Here is a 15996-nt window from a genome sequence, read left to right as displayed (position 1 = left end):
CACGTCAGGGCCGGGACACGTCGGGCCACAGCACGGCACGCGACCGGATGCCGTCGCTGCCGAGCACGAAGCCGGCAGCGGCTCCGGTGTTGTTGATCGCGCGCGCGTAACTGCTGCTGGCGGGATCGGCCGGCAGCGTGCCCAGATCTGCGATCCGGCCCTTGGCGTCCCACCGCACCGCGTGCGTCGCGCCGCTCGGCACCCCGGCGATGCCGATGATCACCCCGGAGCGGTTGATCCCGACCGGCGCGCTCCATCCCCTGTCGAAGAGCGCGCCGAGATCGGTGGCGCCGGACGAAGGATCCCAGCGCAAGGCGTGACCCGCACCGCCGTCGACCGCGGAGCCGTGGGCGATCACGGTGCCCGCGTCGTTCATCCCGACGATTCCGTTCGAGCGCATGCCCGGCGGGTCGGAGAGGACCGTGAGACGACCAGCCAGGTCCCAGCGCACGGCCTGGATGTCCCCTACCGGACCGGAGGCGTAGCCGACGACCACTCCTGCGTTGTTCAACGCGTACGCCATGCTGTAGGGAAACCCAGGCGTCGGGTTCAGCGCGGTGACACGGCCCGACCGGCTCCACCGCACGGCACGAAACGTGCCGTCCGCCTGCGGCATGGTCCCGATCGCCATCCCGGCGTCGTTGACAGCTCGAGCGGTGCTGTAGGCACTGCCCGGCAGGTCGTCGAGATCGAGGACGCGCCCCGCGGCGTCCCAGCTCACCGCCCGCACCTCGTTGCCGGCGAGTGTGGCCTCCCCGAGGACGAGGCCGCCTTCGTTGATGCCGACCGGTGACGTGGCCACGCCTCCCGGCGGGAGGGCCAGTGCGGTCACACGTCCGGCCCGGTCCCAGCGCACCGCACGTTGCCGGCCGTCGACGGTCATCGACCCCACGACGACGCCGGCGTCGTTGATCCCCACCACCGAACTGGCCGTGGCGCCGGGCAAGAGGCCGAGCGCGCTGATGCGTCCGGCGCGGTTCCAGCGCACCGCGCGCGGCTGCTGATCAGCACCCACGACCACACCGGCGACCACACCGGCGTCGTTGATCAGCGACGCCTGGCTGCTGCCGTATCCGGGCAGTGTGCCGAGCTCGACGATCGTCGGCCTCGCCGCGGCGCCGGCGGAGCCGTCCGCCATCAGCGCACCGGCCAGCACCGCCGACGTGAACAGCGCCAGCGGTTTCCGGTTGGACGAACCGAAGACCTGCTTCCAGGAACCGTGCATCGCCGCCCCCTAGTCCTCACCGTTGCTCCGACTGTCCAGCGCGGCGCGGGGTCGGAGCCAGTGCCCAACGGGCCAAGGCTTCGAGGGAGAAGGTCACCCCGCGCGCCTGCCGCCCGAGGTCGTGCGGCAGGCGGTTTTGGAACTCACCTCACCGACCCTGCCGTCTCGCCGTCATGCAGGCCTTCGTCGTCGGCCATAGCGTTGAGTGCGCAGCGTTCACAGGCGAAAGGTGCTCCCATGCGCTTCACCGCGGCAACGGCGATCGTCGCTCTCGGACTGGGCGTGGTTCCCGCCCCGGCGTCCGCGGAGGAGACCACCGAGGTGCGGCCTGTCCGCTCGGTCGACCTCGAGCGCTACGACGGCCGCTGGGTGCAGGTGGCGGCGATTCCCCAGCCCTTCCAGGCGCAGTGCGTCCGCAACGACAGCGCGGACTACACGGTGCTGCCGGAGGGGCAGGTCAAGGTGGTGAACTCGTGCACCCGTGCGGACGGCGTGACGACGTCGCTGGAGGGCAGGGCACGACAGGCCGACCCGGCCTCCACCGCGAAGCTCGAGGTGTCGTTCGTCAGGACGGCCGACGGGTGGAGCTTCGACGAGCCGGGGACGTACTGGGTGATCGGCCTCGACCGCGACTACCGCTGGGCCGTGGTGGGTGCACCGGACCGCAGGTCGGGGTTCGTGCTGGCGCGCACCCCCGTTCCGTCCCGCAAGGACGTTCGCGGCATGGCCCAGGCGCTCGTCCGCAACGGGTACGACCTCTGCGACTTCAGGATCACCGCGCAGGACGGCGGCGCCCCCGACTCCGCACCTCTCTGCGAGGGACAGCCGTGAAGCCGGCGTCCGCCGGCGAGCTCATGACCGCAGTCGCCCGAGGTGACCGGACAGCGTTCGGCCAGGTGTACGACCTCCTGGCGGTCGCGGTCTTCGGCCTCGTCGTCGACATGATCCGGGCGGAGAACGGACAGGTCGATCCGGACGTGGCCGAGACCGCCGCGCTCGACGCGTGGACGCACGTCTGGCGCAAGGCGCCGGCCCTGACGGACCGACCGCTGAGTTCGGCGGAGGCGATCAGCTGGGTCTTGAGCCAGGTGCGGGAGCGGTGTTCCCTGGTGGCGGCCGATCGAGGTCCTGCTCATGAGCCACGCACGGTGGCCGCGCAGTTCCCTCGAGGATCGTCTGCCAACGGGAAGCGCGGTTCGATGGCGCCCGCAGGAAGGGTCAGCTGATCGAGTTCCGCCAAGCCCGTTAAGGCTAGGCGGGGAGGTGACGGCCGTCGCCGACCGCGGCGGCGGGGTCGTCGAACGACGCTGCGCCGGCGGGTCACGGCGACGGGACCACCGGCACGACCGCCTGGTCGGCCTGGTCCCGTCCGCTGACGGCGGACCGTCGTTCGCGCTCGGCGTGAACGACCACGGCGCGGTAGTGGGTGGTGCGAACGACGCTTCCACCGGGCGGGCGGTCGTCCGCCCGTGACATCGCAACGGCTGACGCCGCGCCGGAGAACGCAGAACACGCCGTTCAACGACGGCCTGTGCATGCACCCGTCCGGTGCCACCTGCCCCGACGCGTTCCGCCGCCTGTTCGCGGTCGACCCCCAGGACCGGCGTACCGCTCGCCGATCTGTTACGCGTCGAGAACGTGTTGGTGCGCAACGGTTTCGTGCCCGGCGGCATCGGTGAGGCGCCTGCGGGCTGGCGAGTGCTGTCACGGCCCCGCCCGGCATCAGCGTCCCAACGGTCCCGGCTCGCGCGGGACCTAGGCCCCTCACGGCAGGGTGCCGCCGATGCCACGTTCGTGAGACAGACCATCGCCAGGGGTGGGAGAACCGTGACCACGACCGAACGCATCGAGGTGCACGGCACCGTGCAGGGTGTCGGGTTCCGGCCGCAGGTGCTGCGGCTCGCGACCGAGCTCGGCATCCGGGGCGACGTGCGCAACGTCGGCGGGCACGTCGTGATCACGGCGTGCGGGACGCCGGACACGCTCAGCGCGTTCCGGCTGGCTCTGCGCGAGCGTGCGCCACGCCACGCACGCGTCGACGACATCACCGTCACGCCGCACGAGGACATCGGGCGGACCGGGTTCGTCGTGCTGGACAGCGGGTTCGCGGCTGGACCGCGCACGATCGTGCCCGATCTCGCGACCTGCGACGCCTGCGTGGCCGAGCTGTTCGACCCCGATGACCGGCGCTACCGGTATCCGTTCATCAACTGCACCGACTGCGGACCGCGCGCCACGATCGTCAAGTCGTTGCCCTACGACCGGTCACGCACGTCCATGCGCGGATTTCCGCTGTGCACCTGGTGTTGCGCGGAGTACCACGATCCGGCCGACCGCCGCTTCCACGCGGAGCCGGTGGCCTGCCCCGACTGCGGCCCTCGACTGCGCTGGGGAGACGTCCGGGGCAACGAGGCACTGCACGTGTCCGCCAGGGTGATGGCGCGGGGCGGCATCGTCGCGGTCAAGGGCGTCGGCGGCTACCAGCTGATCTGCGACGCCGCGGACGAGGACGCGGTCGCCCGGTTGCGCAAGCTCAAGCACCGGCCGCGCAAACCGCTGGCGGTGATGGTCCGCGACCTCGCCGAGGCTCGCACGCTGTCCGCCGTGGACGGAGAAGCGGCCGAGCTGCTGCAGTCGCCCGCCGCCCCGATCGTCGTGCTGCCTTCGCACACCGGAGGGCTGGACGTCGGGCTCTTCCTGCCGTACAGCCCGCTGCACCACCTGCTGATCCGCGGCCTCGGCCGGCCGCTCGTGGTGACCAGCGGCAACCGGTCGGGCGAGCCGATCGTGATCTCCGACGAGGAGGCCGCGGCCAAGCTCGGTCCGATGGTGGACGGCATCCTCTCGCACGACAGGCCGATACTCGAGCGCTACGACGACTCGGTCGTCCGCGCCGGACGAATGGTGCGCAGGGCACGGGGATTCGCGCCGAGCCGCCTGCCGCTGCCCGTGGCGTCACCGGCTCCGGTGCTGGCGTTGGGCGCTCAGCTGAAGCACACCGCGGCACTCGCCGTCGGCGACCACGCGGTGCTCGGACCGCACACCGGTGATCTGGAGAACGCCGAGACGCTCACGGCTTTCGAGCGCACCGCGGACGCCCTGTGCCGGTGGCAGGACGCGAGCCCGGAGTACTGCGCGCACGACCTGCATCCCCGCTACCTCTCGACCGGGTACGCCACGCGGTGGTCGCGCGAGCGACGGATCCCCGTTCAGCACCACCACGCCCACGTCGCGGCGACCGCGGCCGAGCACGGTGTGCGGGGGAGGTTCATCGGTGTCGCGTACGACGGCCTGGGACTCGGCGACGACGGCACGCTGTGGGGCGGCGAGATCCTCCTGGCCACGTACCGCGACTACCGGCGGGTCGGCCGGTTCGGCCGCGCGCCGCTGCCCGGCGGGGAGGCCGCGGTGCGGCGACCGTCCCGCATGGCGCTCGGGTACCTGCACGGAGCCGAGGACTTCGGCGCGGAGTCCATTCCGGACACCCGACGGGCGGCGGAGACCGTTCTGGTGCGGCGCATGATCGAACGGCAGGTCAACAGCCCGCTGGCGTCGAGCGCCGGCAGGTTGTTCGACGCGGCGTCGGCGTTGCTGGGGTTGTGCGAGGAGAACTCCTACGAGGGTGAGGCGGCCGTGCTGCTGGAGGCCGCTGCCGCCGGGCACGACGGTCCGTCGTTCGACTGGAAGCTGCACCGGCGCGACGGGATGTGGGTGTACGACCCGGTGCCGACCCTGCGCGACCTCGTCACCTGTGGCGACCCGACCGGCGTCGCCGCCGCCCGGTTCCACACGACGATCGCCGAGGTCACCGCGGCACTCGTGCGCGAGGTCGCGGATGGCGTCACGACGGTGTGCCTGGGCGGCGGGGTGTTCCAGAACCGCAGGCTCGTCGACGCCGTCACCCGTGAGCTCGGCGACTTCCAGGTGCTCGTCGGCGAGCGCGTACCGGTCAACGACGGCGGGATCAGCTATGGACAGGCCGCCGTGGCGGCGGCCCGGCTGGCGGGAGGGGAAAGCTGATGTGCCTGGGGATTCCTGGACGGATCGTGACGCTGGACGACGCAGAGCCCCGGTCGGGGACCGTCGACTTCGACGGGCTGCGCCGGCCGGTGTGCCTCGCCTACACACCGGAGGCCGAGGTCGGCGACTACGTGATCGTGCACGTCGGGTTCGCGATCACCCTGGTCGACGAGGAGGAGGCGGCCAAGACGCTCGCCGTGCTGCGCTCGATGCCGGACGCGATCGAGACGGAGCTGGGAGCGTGAAGTACCTGCAGGAGTACCGAGATCCCGTGCTGGCCCGGCGCCTGCTCGCCGAGTTGCGGTCCACGGCCACGGCGCCGTGGACGATCATGGAGGTCTGCGGCGGCCAGACGCACACGATCGTGCGGCAGGGCATCGACGAGCTGCTGCCCGCCGGCGTCCGGATGATCCACGGCCCTGGCTGCCCCGTCTGCGTGACACCGCTGGAGACCATCGACCGGGCCCTCGCGATCGCCGCCCGGCCGGACGTCGTCCTGACCAGCTACGGCGACATGCTGCGCGTGCCCGGCACGTCGGACGACCTGCTCGCGCTCAAGGCCCGCGGCGCGGACGTGCGGGTCGTCTACACGCCGCTCGACGCCGTCCGCATCGCCCGGGAGAACCCGGACCAGGAGGTCGTGTTCCTGGCGGTCGGGTTCGAGACGACCGCTCCCGCCAACGCGATGGCGGTGCTGCACGCCGCGTCGACGGGGGTGGCGAACTTCAGCGCGCTGGTGAGCCATGTGCTGGTGCCGCCCGCCATCACGGCGCTGATGGACGAGCCGGACACTCAAGTCCAGGCGTTCCTCGCGGCCGGCCACGTCTGCGCGGTCATGGGCTGGACCGAGTACGAGCCGATCGCGCGCAAGTACGGCGTGCCGATCGTCGTGACCGGGTTCGAGCCGCTGGACCTGCTCGAGGGGATCCTGATGGCCGTGCGGCAGCTCGAAGAGGGCCGCACCGAGGTCGAGAACCAGTACGCCCGCGCGGTGCGCCGGTCCGGCAACACCGCCGCGCAGGACGCCGTGCGACGCGTCTTCCAGGTCACCGACCGGACGTGGCGCGGCATCGGCCCGATCCCGCGCAGCGGCCTCGCGCTGCGCCCCGAGTTCTCCCGGTATGACGCGGAACACCGGTTCGCCGTCGGTGACCTCGTGACCCGAGAGTCGCCCGACTGCATAGCGGGCGACATCCTGCGCGGCACCCGCGTGCCGACCGACTGCGCCGCCTACGGGCGCACCTGCACCCCCAGAACGCCGCTGGGCGCACCGATGGTGTCCAGCGAGGGCACCTGTGCGGCGTTCTTCAACGCCGGCCGAACCCTGGAGCACCGATGACACTCTCGTGCCCTGTCCCCCGCGTGGAGACCGAACGCGTCCTGCTCGGCCACGGTTCCGGCGGACAGCTGATGGCCGAGCTGATCGCCGAGGTCATCAGCCCCGAACTCGGCCTCACCGGCCCGCTGGAGGACGCCGCTCTGATCGGGCTGGACCAGGTGTTCAGCACCGACAGCTACGTCGTGACGCCGCGGTTCTTCCCCGGCGGCGACATCGGCTCGCTCGCCGTGCACGGCACCGTGAACGACCTCGCCATGCGCGGCGCCCGCCCGATCGCGCTCAGCCTCGCGTACATCATCGAGGAGGGCCTGCCGATCTCGGAGTTGCGCGACATCACGCACTCCGCGGCGGCCGCCGCCCGCGCGGCAGGCGTCCCGATCGTCACCGGTGACACGAAGGTGGTGGGACGCGGCGCCGCCGACGGCCTCTACATCACCACGACAGGCGTCGGGGTGCGGCTGCGCGACGCCTGGCCGTCCGCGGCGAGCGCCGTGCGGGGCGACGTCGTCCTCCTGTCGGGAGCGATCGGCGGGCACGGCATCTCGATCCTCAGTGCCCGCGAGGGACTCGGTTTCGAGGCCGACGTCCTCTCGGACAGTCAGCCGCTGCACGAGCTGGTGGCCGCGATGATCGCCGCCGGCGGCGCGGACGTGCACGCGTTGCGCGATCCCACGCGTGGAGGGCTCGCCGGATCGCTCAACGAGATCGCCACGGCGTCCGGGGTGTGCGTGGAGATCGTCGAGTCGGCCGTGCCGGTGCCGGTCCCGGTCGCCGCCGCGTGCGACCTGCTCGGCCTGGACCCGCTGCACGTCGCCAACGAGGGCTGCCTGGTGGCGTTCGTGGCTCCGGCATCTGTCGACGCGGTGGTCAAGGCGATGCGCGCGCTGCCGGAGGGCGCGGAGACCACGATCATCGGCGAGGTGACGCACGGCATGCCCGGCCGCGTCCTCGCGCACACCCTGGTCGGCTCGTCACGCGTCGTCGACGTGCTGGTCGGCGAGCAGCTGCCCCGGATCTGCTGATCCGGGGCAGTGGTGGAGAGGTCAGTCCTCCTGGACGTCGATCTGGATCTTGCGCTCCTCCGGCGGCGCGGCGATCGGCACGCGGACCTCGAGGATGCCCTTCTTGTACTCCGCGGAGATCTTCGAGGTGTCCGCGCCCGAGGGCAGCGTCACGGTGCGGGTGAACGAGCCGTAGCGGAACTCGGAGCGCTGCTGTTCCTTCTTCGTCTCCTCCCTCTTGGCGGTGACCGTGAGAGTGCCGTCCGTCGCGCTCACGTCGATGTCCTTCGTGGCGTCCAGGCCGGGCAGCTCCGCGCGCAGCACGTAGGAGCCCTCCTCGACGAAGTCCTCGATGTGCATCGGGTGCCGGGTGCCGAACGGCCAGGTCGCGTCGAACATCTCCCAGAGATCGGGCAGGAGGGAACTTGCCTGACGGCGAGCCAGCGAACTCATGTCGTCTCCTTTCCTGTCGCCTTGCGGCAACTCCAGCTCACCACCGGGGCTCCCCGCCGGACAGAGACGGAAGCGCTCCACCGCACGGGTACTTCGTCACTGGGGGCGTGCCGGGCACCTCGCGACCATGGGAGAAGACCCAGGAGGTGGCGGAAATGAACGTCGTGCTCGGCCTCGACGGCCTCGACGCCCTCGTCGGCGTGCTGCGGGAGGAGGGCCACGTGGTCATCGGCCCGGTCCTGCGGGACGACGCGATCACCCTCGCCGAGCTGAGCTCCGCGGCGGACCTGCCGAGCGGATGGGGCGTCGAGACCGGCCCCGGCCACTACCGGGTGCGCGAACGGGAGGACGCGGCGGTCTTCGGCCACTCGGCGGGCCCGCAGTCGTGGAAGCGGTTCCTGCACCCGCCGCGCCGCACGCTCGTCTCCAGCGACAGCACCGGATTCCACGCAGCGCGGGACGACACGCCGGACTACGCGTTCCTCGGCGTGCGGCCCTGCGACCTCGCCGCCATCGCGAAGCTCCGCCAGATCGTCGCCAGCAAGCTCCCGTTCGTCGTCGCCGCCCAGTGCACGGAGCCCGGTGAGGTGTGCTTCTGCACGTCGATGGGCTGCGGCCCCGGAGCAGGAGACGGTTACGACATCGCGCTGACGGAACGCCTCGACGCCGACGGGCACCGTTTCCTCGCCACGCCCGGCACCGAGGCAGGGGCCGCAGTCCTCGACCGCCTGCCCGGTCGCGTGGCCACGAAGCAGGACGTCGCCCTGGCCGAGCAGGACGTCGCGACCGCCGCGCGCCGCATGGGCCGCGCATTGCCCGAGGTCGACCTGCGCGACCTGCTCGCCGCCAACCGGGACTCCGCGCACTGGGAGGCCGTCGCGCAGCGGTGCCTCACCTGCGGCAACTGCACGATGGTCTGCCCGACGTGCTTCTGCGTCTCGGTCGAGGACACCACCGACCTCGACGGGAACGCGGAGCGCGCGGAGCGGTGGGCGTCGTGCTTCGAGATCGACTTCTCCCACCTGCACGGCGGTGCGGTCCGCACGTCCGGTGCCGCGCGGTACCGGCAGTGGATGACGCACAAGCTCGGCACCTGGCACGACCAGTTCGGCACGTCGGGATGTGTCGGTTGTGGACGGTGCATCGCCTGGTGCCCGGCGGGGATCGACATCACCGAAGAAGCAGCAGCACTCAGCCAAACGACGGAACACGGCGGTGAGCGACGATGACCACCCCAATGACCGGCCTGGACACGCTTCCACTGTTCACGAACCTGTCCCACACCCAGCGCGCGGCGGTCGCGGGAGTCAGCCGGATCGAGACCTACGAGGCCGGCACCCGGCTGTTCGACGAGGGCGGGCTCGCCGACCAGTGCTGGGTCGTGCAGACCGGATGCGTCACGGTCGACACGGTCGTGCCCCAGCGCGGCCGGGTCGCGGTGCAGAGCATCGGGCCGGGCGAGCTGCTGGGCTGGTCGTGGCTCGTGCCGCCGTACCGGTGGCACTTCGGCGCGACGGTGGTGTCGCCGACGCGGGCGGTGGTGGTGGACACCGCGGCGTTGCGGCAACTGGCGGGCGAGGACCCGGCCCTGGGCTACCAGCTGTCCCTCGTTCTGCTCGAAGCGCTGCTGAACCGGTTGCAGGCGACCCGGATCCGGCTGCTCGACCTCTACCGGAATCCCTCATGACCTGGGTGCCGACGCCGTACCGGGTGGCGACGCGCACCGTCGAGACGCACGACTCGGCGACTCTGGCGCTGCGGCCGGTCGCCGAGTCGTTGCCCGCGTTCCGGCCCGGCCAGTTCGCGATGCTCTACGCGCACGGCGTCGGCGAGGTGCCGATCTCGGTCAGCGCGATCCCCGGTGACGGCACGCTCGTCCACACGGTTCGTTCCGTCGGCGCGGTCAGCCGTGCGCTGCACGACGCCGCGCCCGGCACCGTGATCGGGGTGCGCGGCCCGTTCGGCACGGCGTGGCGGCTCGACGACGTCGAGGACCTCCTCGTGGTCGCGGGCGGCATCGGACTCGCCCCGCTGCGGCCGGTGCTCGCCCACCCGAGCAAGCGCACCGTGTTCATCGCGGGCGCCCGGACTCCGCAGGACCTGTTGTACACGGCCGAACTCAGCCATCTGTCCGGTGTGGACACCGTGCTCACCGTCGACCACGGCGACCACGACTGGAACGGGCGCATCGGCTTCGTCACCGAACCACTCGCGTCCATACCGCTCGACCCGGACCGCACCACGGCGCTGCTGTGCGGTCCCGAACCGATGATGCGCTTCTGCGCCAGGACCTTGCTCGGCCGGGGTGTGCCGGCCGAGCGGATCCAGGTGTCGCTGGAACGCAACATGCAGTGCGGCATCGGTCTCTGCGGTCACTGCCAGCTCGGGCCGTTGCTGCTGTGCCGTTCGGGGCCGGTCGTCGGTTACCCGGTCGCGGAACCGCTGTTGCTCACGAGGGAGCTCTGATGCCCACTCCAAGCAGAACCTCGGTCGCCGTGTGGAAGTTCACCTCGTGCGACGGCTGTCAGCTCACGTTGCTGGACTGCGAGGACGAGCTGCTGCCGTTGACCGAGCAGGTCCGGATCGCGCACTTCCTGGAGGTCACGAGCGTCAGCGAGCCGGGTCCGTACGACATCTCGATCGTCGAGGGATCGGTGACCACGCCGGAGGAGGCCGAAAGGATCCGCTGGATCCGCGAGCAGTCGGCGGTGCTGGTCGTCGTGGGCGCGTGCGCGACCTCGGGCGGCATCCAGGCGTTGCGGAACTTCGCCGACGTCGACGAGTTCCGCTCGATCGTCTACGCCCGGCCCGACCACATCGCCGCGCTGGGCACGTCGACCCCCATCTCCGCGCATGTCACCGTGGACCACGAACTGCGCGGGTGTCCCATCGACAAGGGGCAGTTGCTGGAGGTGCTGACGGCGTTGCTCGCGGGGCGAAAGCCCGACCTCCCGGACACCAGCGTCTGCACCGACTGCAAGCGCCGCGGGCTCACCTGCGTGATGGTCGCGCACGGCACACCGTGCCTCGGGCCGGTGACGCACGCCGGGTGCGGCGCGTTGTGCCCGGCGGTCAACAGGGGCTGCTACGGCTGCTTCGGTCCGATGAACCAGCCGAACGTGCCCGCCCTCGTACCGCTGCTGCGGCGCAGCGGCATGGGCGACGACGAGCTGCATCTGGTGTTCCGCACCTTCAACGCGAACGCGGAGTGGTCATGACCCATCGCCCGAACCGCACGTTGCAGGTGGCCGGACTCGCACGGGTCGAAGGCGAGGGCGCACTGCACGTGCGCACCGTCGGCGGCGAGGTCGACCGCGTGGAGCTGAACATCTACGAACCGCCGCGGTTCTTCGAGGCGTTCCTGCGCGGCAGGAACTTCCGCGAACCACCGGACATCACCGCCCGCATCTGCGGCATCTGCCCGGTGGCGTACCAGATGAGCGCCTGCCTGGCGATCGAGGACGCGTGCGGGGTGCACGTCAGCGGACAGCTGCGGGCGCTGCGCCGGCTGCTGTACTGCGGTGAGTGGATCTCCAGCCACGCGTTGCACATCTACCTGCTGCACGCTCCGGACTTCCTGGGGTTCCCGGACGGCATCGCACTCGCCCGGGAACACCGCGCCGTGGTCGAACGAGGGCTGGCGCTCAAGAAGGCGGGCAACAGGATCATGGACGTGATCGGCGGGCGCGCGATCCACCCCGTGAACGTCCGCGTCGGCGGGTTCTACCGCGTTCCGGCACCGGACGACCTGCGTCCCTTGGCCGAGACGGTGAGGCAGGCGCTGCACGACGCGCTGGCCACGGTCGAATGGGTGGCCGGGTTCGACTTCCCCGACCTCGATGTACCTCACGATCTCATGGCGCTGCGCGAGGACGACGGCTATCCGCTCGACGGCGGCACACCGCACGTCAGCACCGGACTGGACTTCCCCGTGGCCGAGTTCGGGGATCACGTGGTGGAGCACCAGGTTCCGCATTCCACGGCACTGCACGCGCGGCTGGACGACCGGTTGTTCCTGGTCGGCCCGCTCGCCCGGTACAGCCTCAATTCCGATCGCCTCTCCCCCGCCGCCCGCGAGGCCGCGACCGCGGCAGGTCTCGGGCCGGTGTGCCGCAACCCGTTCCGCAGCATCGTCGTGCGAGCCGTCGAGATCGTGTACGCCGTCGAGGAGGCGTTGCGGATCATCGAGTCGTACGAACGCCCGGACCAGCCCAGCATCGAGGTGGTGCCGCGTGCCGGGATCGGGCACGGCGTGACGGAGGCACCGCGGGGCCTGCTCTACCACCGCTACGGGCTCGACGCGGCCGGCCGGATCCTCGACGCGGACATCGTGCCGCCCACGTCGCAGAACCAGTCGGCGATCGAGACCGACGTGACGTCCGTGGTCCGGTCGCACCAGCACCTGGACGACCACGCGCTGCAGTCGTTGTGCGAGCAGACGATCCGCAACTACGACCCGTGCATCTCCTGTTCCGCTCACTTCCTCGACTTCAACCGGGAGCGGCTGTGAGCGCCGTGGTGATCGGAGTCGGCAACGAGTTCCGGCGCGACGACGGAGTCGGCCCGGCCGTCGCCCGCGCGGTAGCCGCCTCCGGTGTCCACGCGGAGATCAGCGACGGCGACCCGGTCCGGCTGATGGAGGCGTGGGACGGTGCCGACGTCGTCGTGATCGTGGATGCCGTGCGCTGCACACCTGCGGTTCCAGGTCGCTGGCATCGAACCACGTTGCCGCACACCATCCCCGCGGCGAGCTCGCACGGACTCGGGGTGCCCGAGGCCGTGGAACTCGCCGAGGCGCTCGACCGCAGGCCGGAGCACCTGGTGATCTACGCCGTGGAAGTGGCTGACGTCGGCTTCGGCACCGGGCTGACGCCCGCCGTGGCGGCAGCTGTGGCGGACCTGACCACCTCGGTGCTGGCGGAGTTGCCCTGAGCGGGCGCCCGGCACGCAACGCCGTCGTGGTCTTGCCCGCGTCGTCGAGCCCGAGGAACCCGTGGACCTCACCGGCACGGACGGTCGGGTCATGACTCGACGGTGGGGAGCCTCACTGCCAGCTCCGGGTGCACCGGCGGACGAGACCCGGTCCCTCCCCCGCGAGGACCTGTGACCCTGTCCCGCAACGGCACGTCGGCCCGACCCTTCGAAGCGGACACCCCGACTTGGAGGAGAAGTCATGAAGGTCGACGAGCTGATCGCCAAGACCAAGGAATCCCTGGAGGCGAAGAAGGTGTACACCGAGCCTTACGAGAAGGACGGCATCACCGTCATCGCCGCCGCCACGCTCTCCGGTGGCGCGGGCGGCGGCACCGGCCGCGACGAGAAGAACCAGGAGGGAGAGGGCGGCGGCTTCGGCATCACCGCGAAGCCCACCGGCGCCTACGTCATCAGCGACGGCAAGGTCCGCTGGGTGCCGGCGGTCGACGTGAACCGGCTGGTCGCCACGGCGGGCGTGGTGGCCGTCGCCGCGCTCGTCGTGGCGCTACGCCTCGCCAAGGCGAAGGCTCACCTGCAGTGAGCGGCTGGAACGCCTCTGGCACGGCCTGATCTGGCCGTCACGTTCTTCGTCTCGCTCTTCACCACGACGTGACCATCTACGAGGTCCGCATCAACGGCAACTGCGAGAGCACCGGGATCAGCGGGTGGTCCAGTCGCGTGAAACCCGCTGCCACTCCAGTTCCCACCGGCGCATCCGCAACCTGGTGTGCACGAAGCGGACCAGGACGTGGAGGAATGCGACAGAGGCCGTTGCGGCGGCCCAGAGCAGCAGGGCGACGCCGATCGCGTTGACCGCGGCACCTCCGGCGGTCAGGGGCGGCTCGGTCAGGTCACCGCTGTACCGGTCGATCCAGATCGGCACGGCGGTGCCGGCTTTCGCTCCTCGGTTCACCCGCACGTCGCCCTCCCGGGCCTGACCGCCGGGTCCGAGCCACGTCGCCCGCACAGGAACCTTCTCCGGAACCGTGCCGCGATCGTCCACCGAGACGGGTGGCGAGGCGTCTTCGGCGAGAACGGCTTCGGCGCGCTCGCGCGTCTCCTGCTGGCTTTCCACCTGTGCCCGCTGTCTCGCGTGCAGCTCCGAGCCGACGGCACCCGCGACGGGCATCGCCAGCAACGCGACCGCCACAGCTGCCGCCAGCACGGCTCCTTCGAGCCGATCTCCCGCGGTGGCGAGCTGGTTGCGGCCGGGAAACGCCTGGCGAACGACTCGGCGGAGAAGCTTCAGGGCCATGGTCCACCTCCATCAGGCAGGTTGCCCCTGACGAGCGGCGCGTCCCAGGGTCCTCGGTCTCCTCGCGACCGGGCAAGTGGGCCGGTCGAATACCGCCGGTACGGGCCAGAAGTCTCTGGTGGAGTGAGTTCCCCGGCGCGGAAGCTGGGCTCCGCGCTGGCGCGCCGAACGCCGTTGTCACGATCGAGCACCAGCGCGCCGGCGTCCCTCTTCCTCAGTGGACGGCGTTGGTGCGGCCACCATTGCCGTGCCTGAAACGCTCCTCGTCGCGGGCGGCGTGTTGCTCACCACCAGCCTCGTCAGCACCTGGCTGCGCTGCAACCGTTGAGCCACCTGGGGTTTGGCCCCTTGGCGAACACGTTGTTCGGGCACAAACTTCTAGGATGAGCGATAGCCGCAGAGCAGTGGTACCGGTACTTCTTCTGATGAGCGCAGGGCTGGTGCTGTGGCCCTCGGGCACGGCTGCGGCACAACCGCAACCGATGTGCAACGGACTGGCCGCGACGCAGGTCGGGACCAACGGCAACGACGTCCTGTTCGGCACCAACGGTCCGGACGTGTTCGTCACGCACGGCGGCGACGACGTCGTGTTCGGTCTCAACGGCAACGACACCGCCTGCCTGGGAGCGGGGGCGGACGAGTTCTTCGGCGGCAACGGAAACGACTGGGCCGCCGGTGAGGACGGCGCCGACACGCTCAACGGTGAGGCGGGCAACGACACGCTCACCGGAGGCCAGGGTCCGGACCGCCTCGACGGTGGTGCGGGCAACGACACCCTCAACGGCGGCGCGGCCGCCGACACCGTCGAAGCCGGCGCGGGTGACGACACCGTCAACGCGGGAGCGGGCGCGGACTCCGTCAGCGGTGGCGACGGCACTGACACGCTCAACGGGCAGAACGGCGCCGACCGGATGAACGGCGACAACGGCAACGACACCCTCAACGGTGGCGCGGGTGTCGACGACCTCGACGGCGGTGCCGGCAACGACATCGTCAACGGCGACGCGGGCAACGACACGCTGACCGACCCGGCAGGCCTCGACGTCGGTGACGGCGGCGCGGGCCAGGCCGATCGCTGCGACTCCCGCTTCGAGTCGCTGTCCGGCTGCGAAATCATCTTCTGACCGGCATTTCCGGTTCGGTGCGAGTCCCGGCGCGGCCGGGAGACCGCGGCGCCCACGTCCCCGACCGCAGGCGACTGCTCTCCCGGTCGTGCCGATCCAGGCCGTCGTCAGGCAAGCCCCGTCACGTGAAGATGATCTGGCCGCCCGCCGCGAGCTCGTAGAACTCACCGACCGTGATGACGCCCTGCACCTGGTCGATGAAGTCCTCCTTGGACAGACCGAACAGGTCCACGGACGCCTGGCACGCGTACAGGCCCGCTCCGGTGTCCGCGATCATCTCGACGAACTCGGGGATCGGCGGGATGTCCAGCTCCTCCATCTTGTGCGACAGGTAGCGCGTCATCACCGAGGACACACCGGGCAGGCCGCCCGCCCAGGTCGCCAGGTGCAGGCCGGGGTTTCCGACGGTGGCGAGCTTGATGTGCTCGTGCCGCGCCTTGTGCACGGCGTCGAGCCCGAAGAAGGTGAAGAACAGGTTGGCCTCGATGCCTTCCGCACGGGCGCCGTTGGCCATGATCAACGCGGGGTAGATCCCCTCCAGGGATCCCTTGGAGACGACGATGGAGACCTTCTCGATCTTGTCCGACATCGCTGGCGGTCCTTTC

19 protein-coding genes are annotated in these 15996 nt (G+C 70.9%); 15 read left to right on the top strand and 4 right to left on the bottom strand.

Annotated elements, in window-relative coordinates; translation table 11 throughout:
- Nucleotides 1-4: 4 nt before the first annotated feature.
- Nucleotides 5-1225 carry a hypothetical protein gene (locus ORI60_RS24475; RefSeq protein WP_266040141.1) on the bottom strand — a complete coding sequence of 407 codons (1221 nt, stop codon included), beginning with the start codon at nt 1223-1225 and terminating at the stop codon, nt 5-7.
- Nucleotides 1226-1462: 237 nt separating this feature from the next.
- Between ORI60_RS24475 and ORI60_RS24470 the strand changes: the two genes are divergently transcribed.
- The 7 genes from ORI60_RS24470 (at nt 1463) to hypE (ending at nt 7606) form a co-directional block, all read left to right on the top strand.
- Nucleotides 1463-2056, top strand: a complete 594-nt coding sequence (locus tag ORI60_RS24470; protein WP_266040140.1) for a lipocalin family protein — start codon at nt 1463-1465, stop codon at nt 2054-2056.
- Entirely contained in the window at nt 2053-2451 is a 399-nt protein-coding gene (locus tag ORI60_RS24465) for a hypothetical protein (RefSeq protein WP_266040139.1), read from the top strand. The genes ORI60_RS24470 and ORI60_RS24465 overlap by 4 nt, the downstream gene beginning before the upstream one ends.
- A 37-nt stretch (nt 2452-2488) precedes the next feature.
- Nucleotides 2489-2698 carry a hypothetical protein gene (locus ORI60_RS24460; RefSeq protein ID WP_266040137.1) on the top strand — a complete coding sequence of 70 codons (210 nt, stop codon included), beginning with the start codon at nt 2489-2491 and terminating at the stop codon, nt 2696-2698.
- A gap of 354 nt (nt 2699-3052) precedes the next feature.
- Nucleotides 3053-5245, top strand: a complete 2193-nt coding sequence (gene hypF, locus ORI60_RS24455) for a carbamoyltransferase HypF (RefSeq protein WP_266040135.1) — start codon at nt 3053-3055, stop codon at nt 5243-5245.
- On the top strand, nt 5245-5490 hold the full coding sequence (locus tag ORI60_RS24450; protein ID WP_266040133.1) for a HypC/HybG/HupF family hydrogenase formation chaperone: 246 nt from the start codon (nt 5245-5247) through the stop codon (nt 5488-5490). The genes hypF and ORI60_RS24450 overlap by 1 nt, the downstream gene beginning before the upstream one ends.
- Nucleotides 5487-6584, top strand: coding sequence for a hydrogenase formation protein HypD (gene hypD / locus ORI60_RS24445; RefSeq protein ID WP_266040132.1), 1098 nt, complete (start codon nt 5487-5489; stop codon nt 6582-6584). Before ORI60_RS24450 ends, hypD begins: the two co-directional genes overlap by 4 nt.
- Nucleotides 6581-7606, top strand: coding sequence for a hydrogenase expression/formation protein HypE (hypE, locus tag ORI60_RS24440; protein WP_266040130.1), 1026 nt, complete (start codon nt 6581-6583; stop codon nt 7604-7606). The genes hypD and hypE overlap by 4 nt, the downstream gene beginning before the upstream one ends.
- Nucleotides 7607-7627: 21 nt before the next feature.
- Here hypE and ORI60_RS24435 read toward each other — a convergent pair whose 3' ends face one another.
- Nucleotides 7628-8038, bottom strand: a complete 411-nt coding sequence (locus tag ORI60_RS24435; RefSeq protein ID WP_266040128.1) for an Hsp20/alpha crystallin family protein — start codon at nt 8036-8038, stop codon at nt 7628-7630.
- 155 nt (nt 8039-8193) lie between these two features.
- Between ORI60_RS24435 and ORI60_RS24430 the strand changes: the two genes are divergently transcribed.
- The 7 genes from ORI60_RS24430 to ORI60_RS24400 all read left to right on the top strand — a co-directional run bounded on the left by ORI60_RS24430 (nt 8194) and on the right by ORI60_RS24400 (nt 13553).
- Nucleotides 8194-9267 (top strand): 4Fe-4S dicluster domain-containing protein, encoded by a 1074-nt coding sequence (locus tag ORI60_RS24430; protein ID WP_266040126.1) that lies wholly within the window; start codon nt 8194-8196, stop codon nt 9265-9267.
- Nucleotides 9264-9725, top strand: coding sequence for a cyclic nucleotide-binding domain-containing protein (locus tag ORI60_RS24425; RefSeq protein WP_266040124.1), 462 nt, complete (start codon nt 9264-9266; stop codon nt 9723-9725). The genes ORI60_RS24430 and ORI60_RS24425 overlap by 4 nt, the downstream gene beginning before the upstream one ends.
- Nucleotides 9722-10504 carry an FAD/NAD(P)-binding protein gene (locus ORI60_RS24420; protein ID WP_266040122.1) on the top strand — a complete coding sequence of 261 codons (783 nt, stop codon included), beginning with the start codon at nt 9722-9724 and terminating at the stop codon, nt 10502-10504. The genes ORI60_RS24425 and ORI60_RS24420 overlap by 4 nt, the downstream gene beginning before the upstream one ends.
- A complete protein-coding gene (locus ORI60_RS24415; RefSeq protein ID WP_266040120.1) occupies nt 10504-11256 on the top strand; it encodes an oxidoreductase in 753 nt (250 codons plus the stop codon). The genes ORI60_RS24420 and ORI60_RS24415 overlap by 1 nt, the downstream gene beginning before the upstream one ends.
- On the top strand, nt 11253-12548 hold the full coding sequence (locus ORI60_RS24410; RefSeq protein ID WP_266040118.1) for a Ni/Fe hydrogenase subunit alpha: 1296 nt from the start codon (nt 11253-11255) through the stop codon (nt 12546-12548). Before ORI60_RS24415 ends, ORI60_RS24410 begins: the two co-directional genes overlap by 4 nt.
- Nucleotides 12545-12970 (top strand): hydrogenase maturation protease, encoded by a 426-nt coding sequence (locus ORI60_RS24405; protein WP_266040116.1) that lies wholly within the window; start codon nt 12545-12547, stop codon nt 12968-12970. Before ORI60_RS24410 ends, ORI60_RS24405 begins: the two co-directional genes overlap by 4 nt.
- Nucleotides 12971-13211: 241 nt before the next feature.
- Entirely contained in the window at nt 13212-13553 is a 342-nt protein-coding gene (locus ORI60_RS24400) for a spore germination protein GerW family protein (protein WP_266040114.1), read from the top strand.
- Nucleotides 13554-13670: 117 nt separating this feature from the next.
- Here ORI60_RS24400 and ORI60_RS24395 read toward each other — a convergent pair whose 3' ends face one another.
- A complete protein-coding gene (locus ORI60_RS24395) occupies nt 13671-14267 on the bottom strand; it encodes a hypothetical protein (protein ID WP_266040112.1) in 597 nt (198 codons plus the stop codon).
- A 425-nt stretch (nt 14268-14692) separates the two neighbouring features.
- Here ORI60_RS24395 and ORI60_RS24390 point away from each other — a divergent pair, with 425 nt between their 5' ends.
- Complete coding sequence (locus ORI60_RS24390; protein WP_266040109.1) at nt 14693-15391, top strand: calcium-binding protein; 699 nt, start codon at nt 14693-14695, stop codon at nt 15389-15391.
- Between the two features lie 121 nt (nt 15392-15512).
- On the opposite strand, the gene ORI60_RS24385 is transcribed toward ORI60_RS24390, so the two are convergent.
- A complete protein-coding gene (locus tag ORI60_RS24385) occupies nt 15513-15980 on the bottom strand; it encodes a DsrE/DsrF/DrsH-like family protein (protein ID WP_266040108.1) in 468 nt (155 codons plus the stop codon).
- Between the last annotated feature and the right edge of the window lie 16 nt (nt 15981-15996).

The organism is Lentzea sp. NEAU-D7 (genome assembly GCF_026242055.1).
Taxonomy (GTDB): domain Bacteria; phylum Actinomycetota; class Actinomycetes; order Mycobacteriales; family Pseudonocardiaceae; genus Lentzea.
Note: the sequence above shows the minus strand (reverse complement) of the source record. Positions and strands in the feature narration are given on the sequence as shown.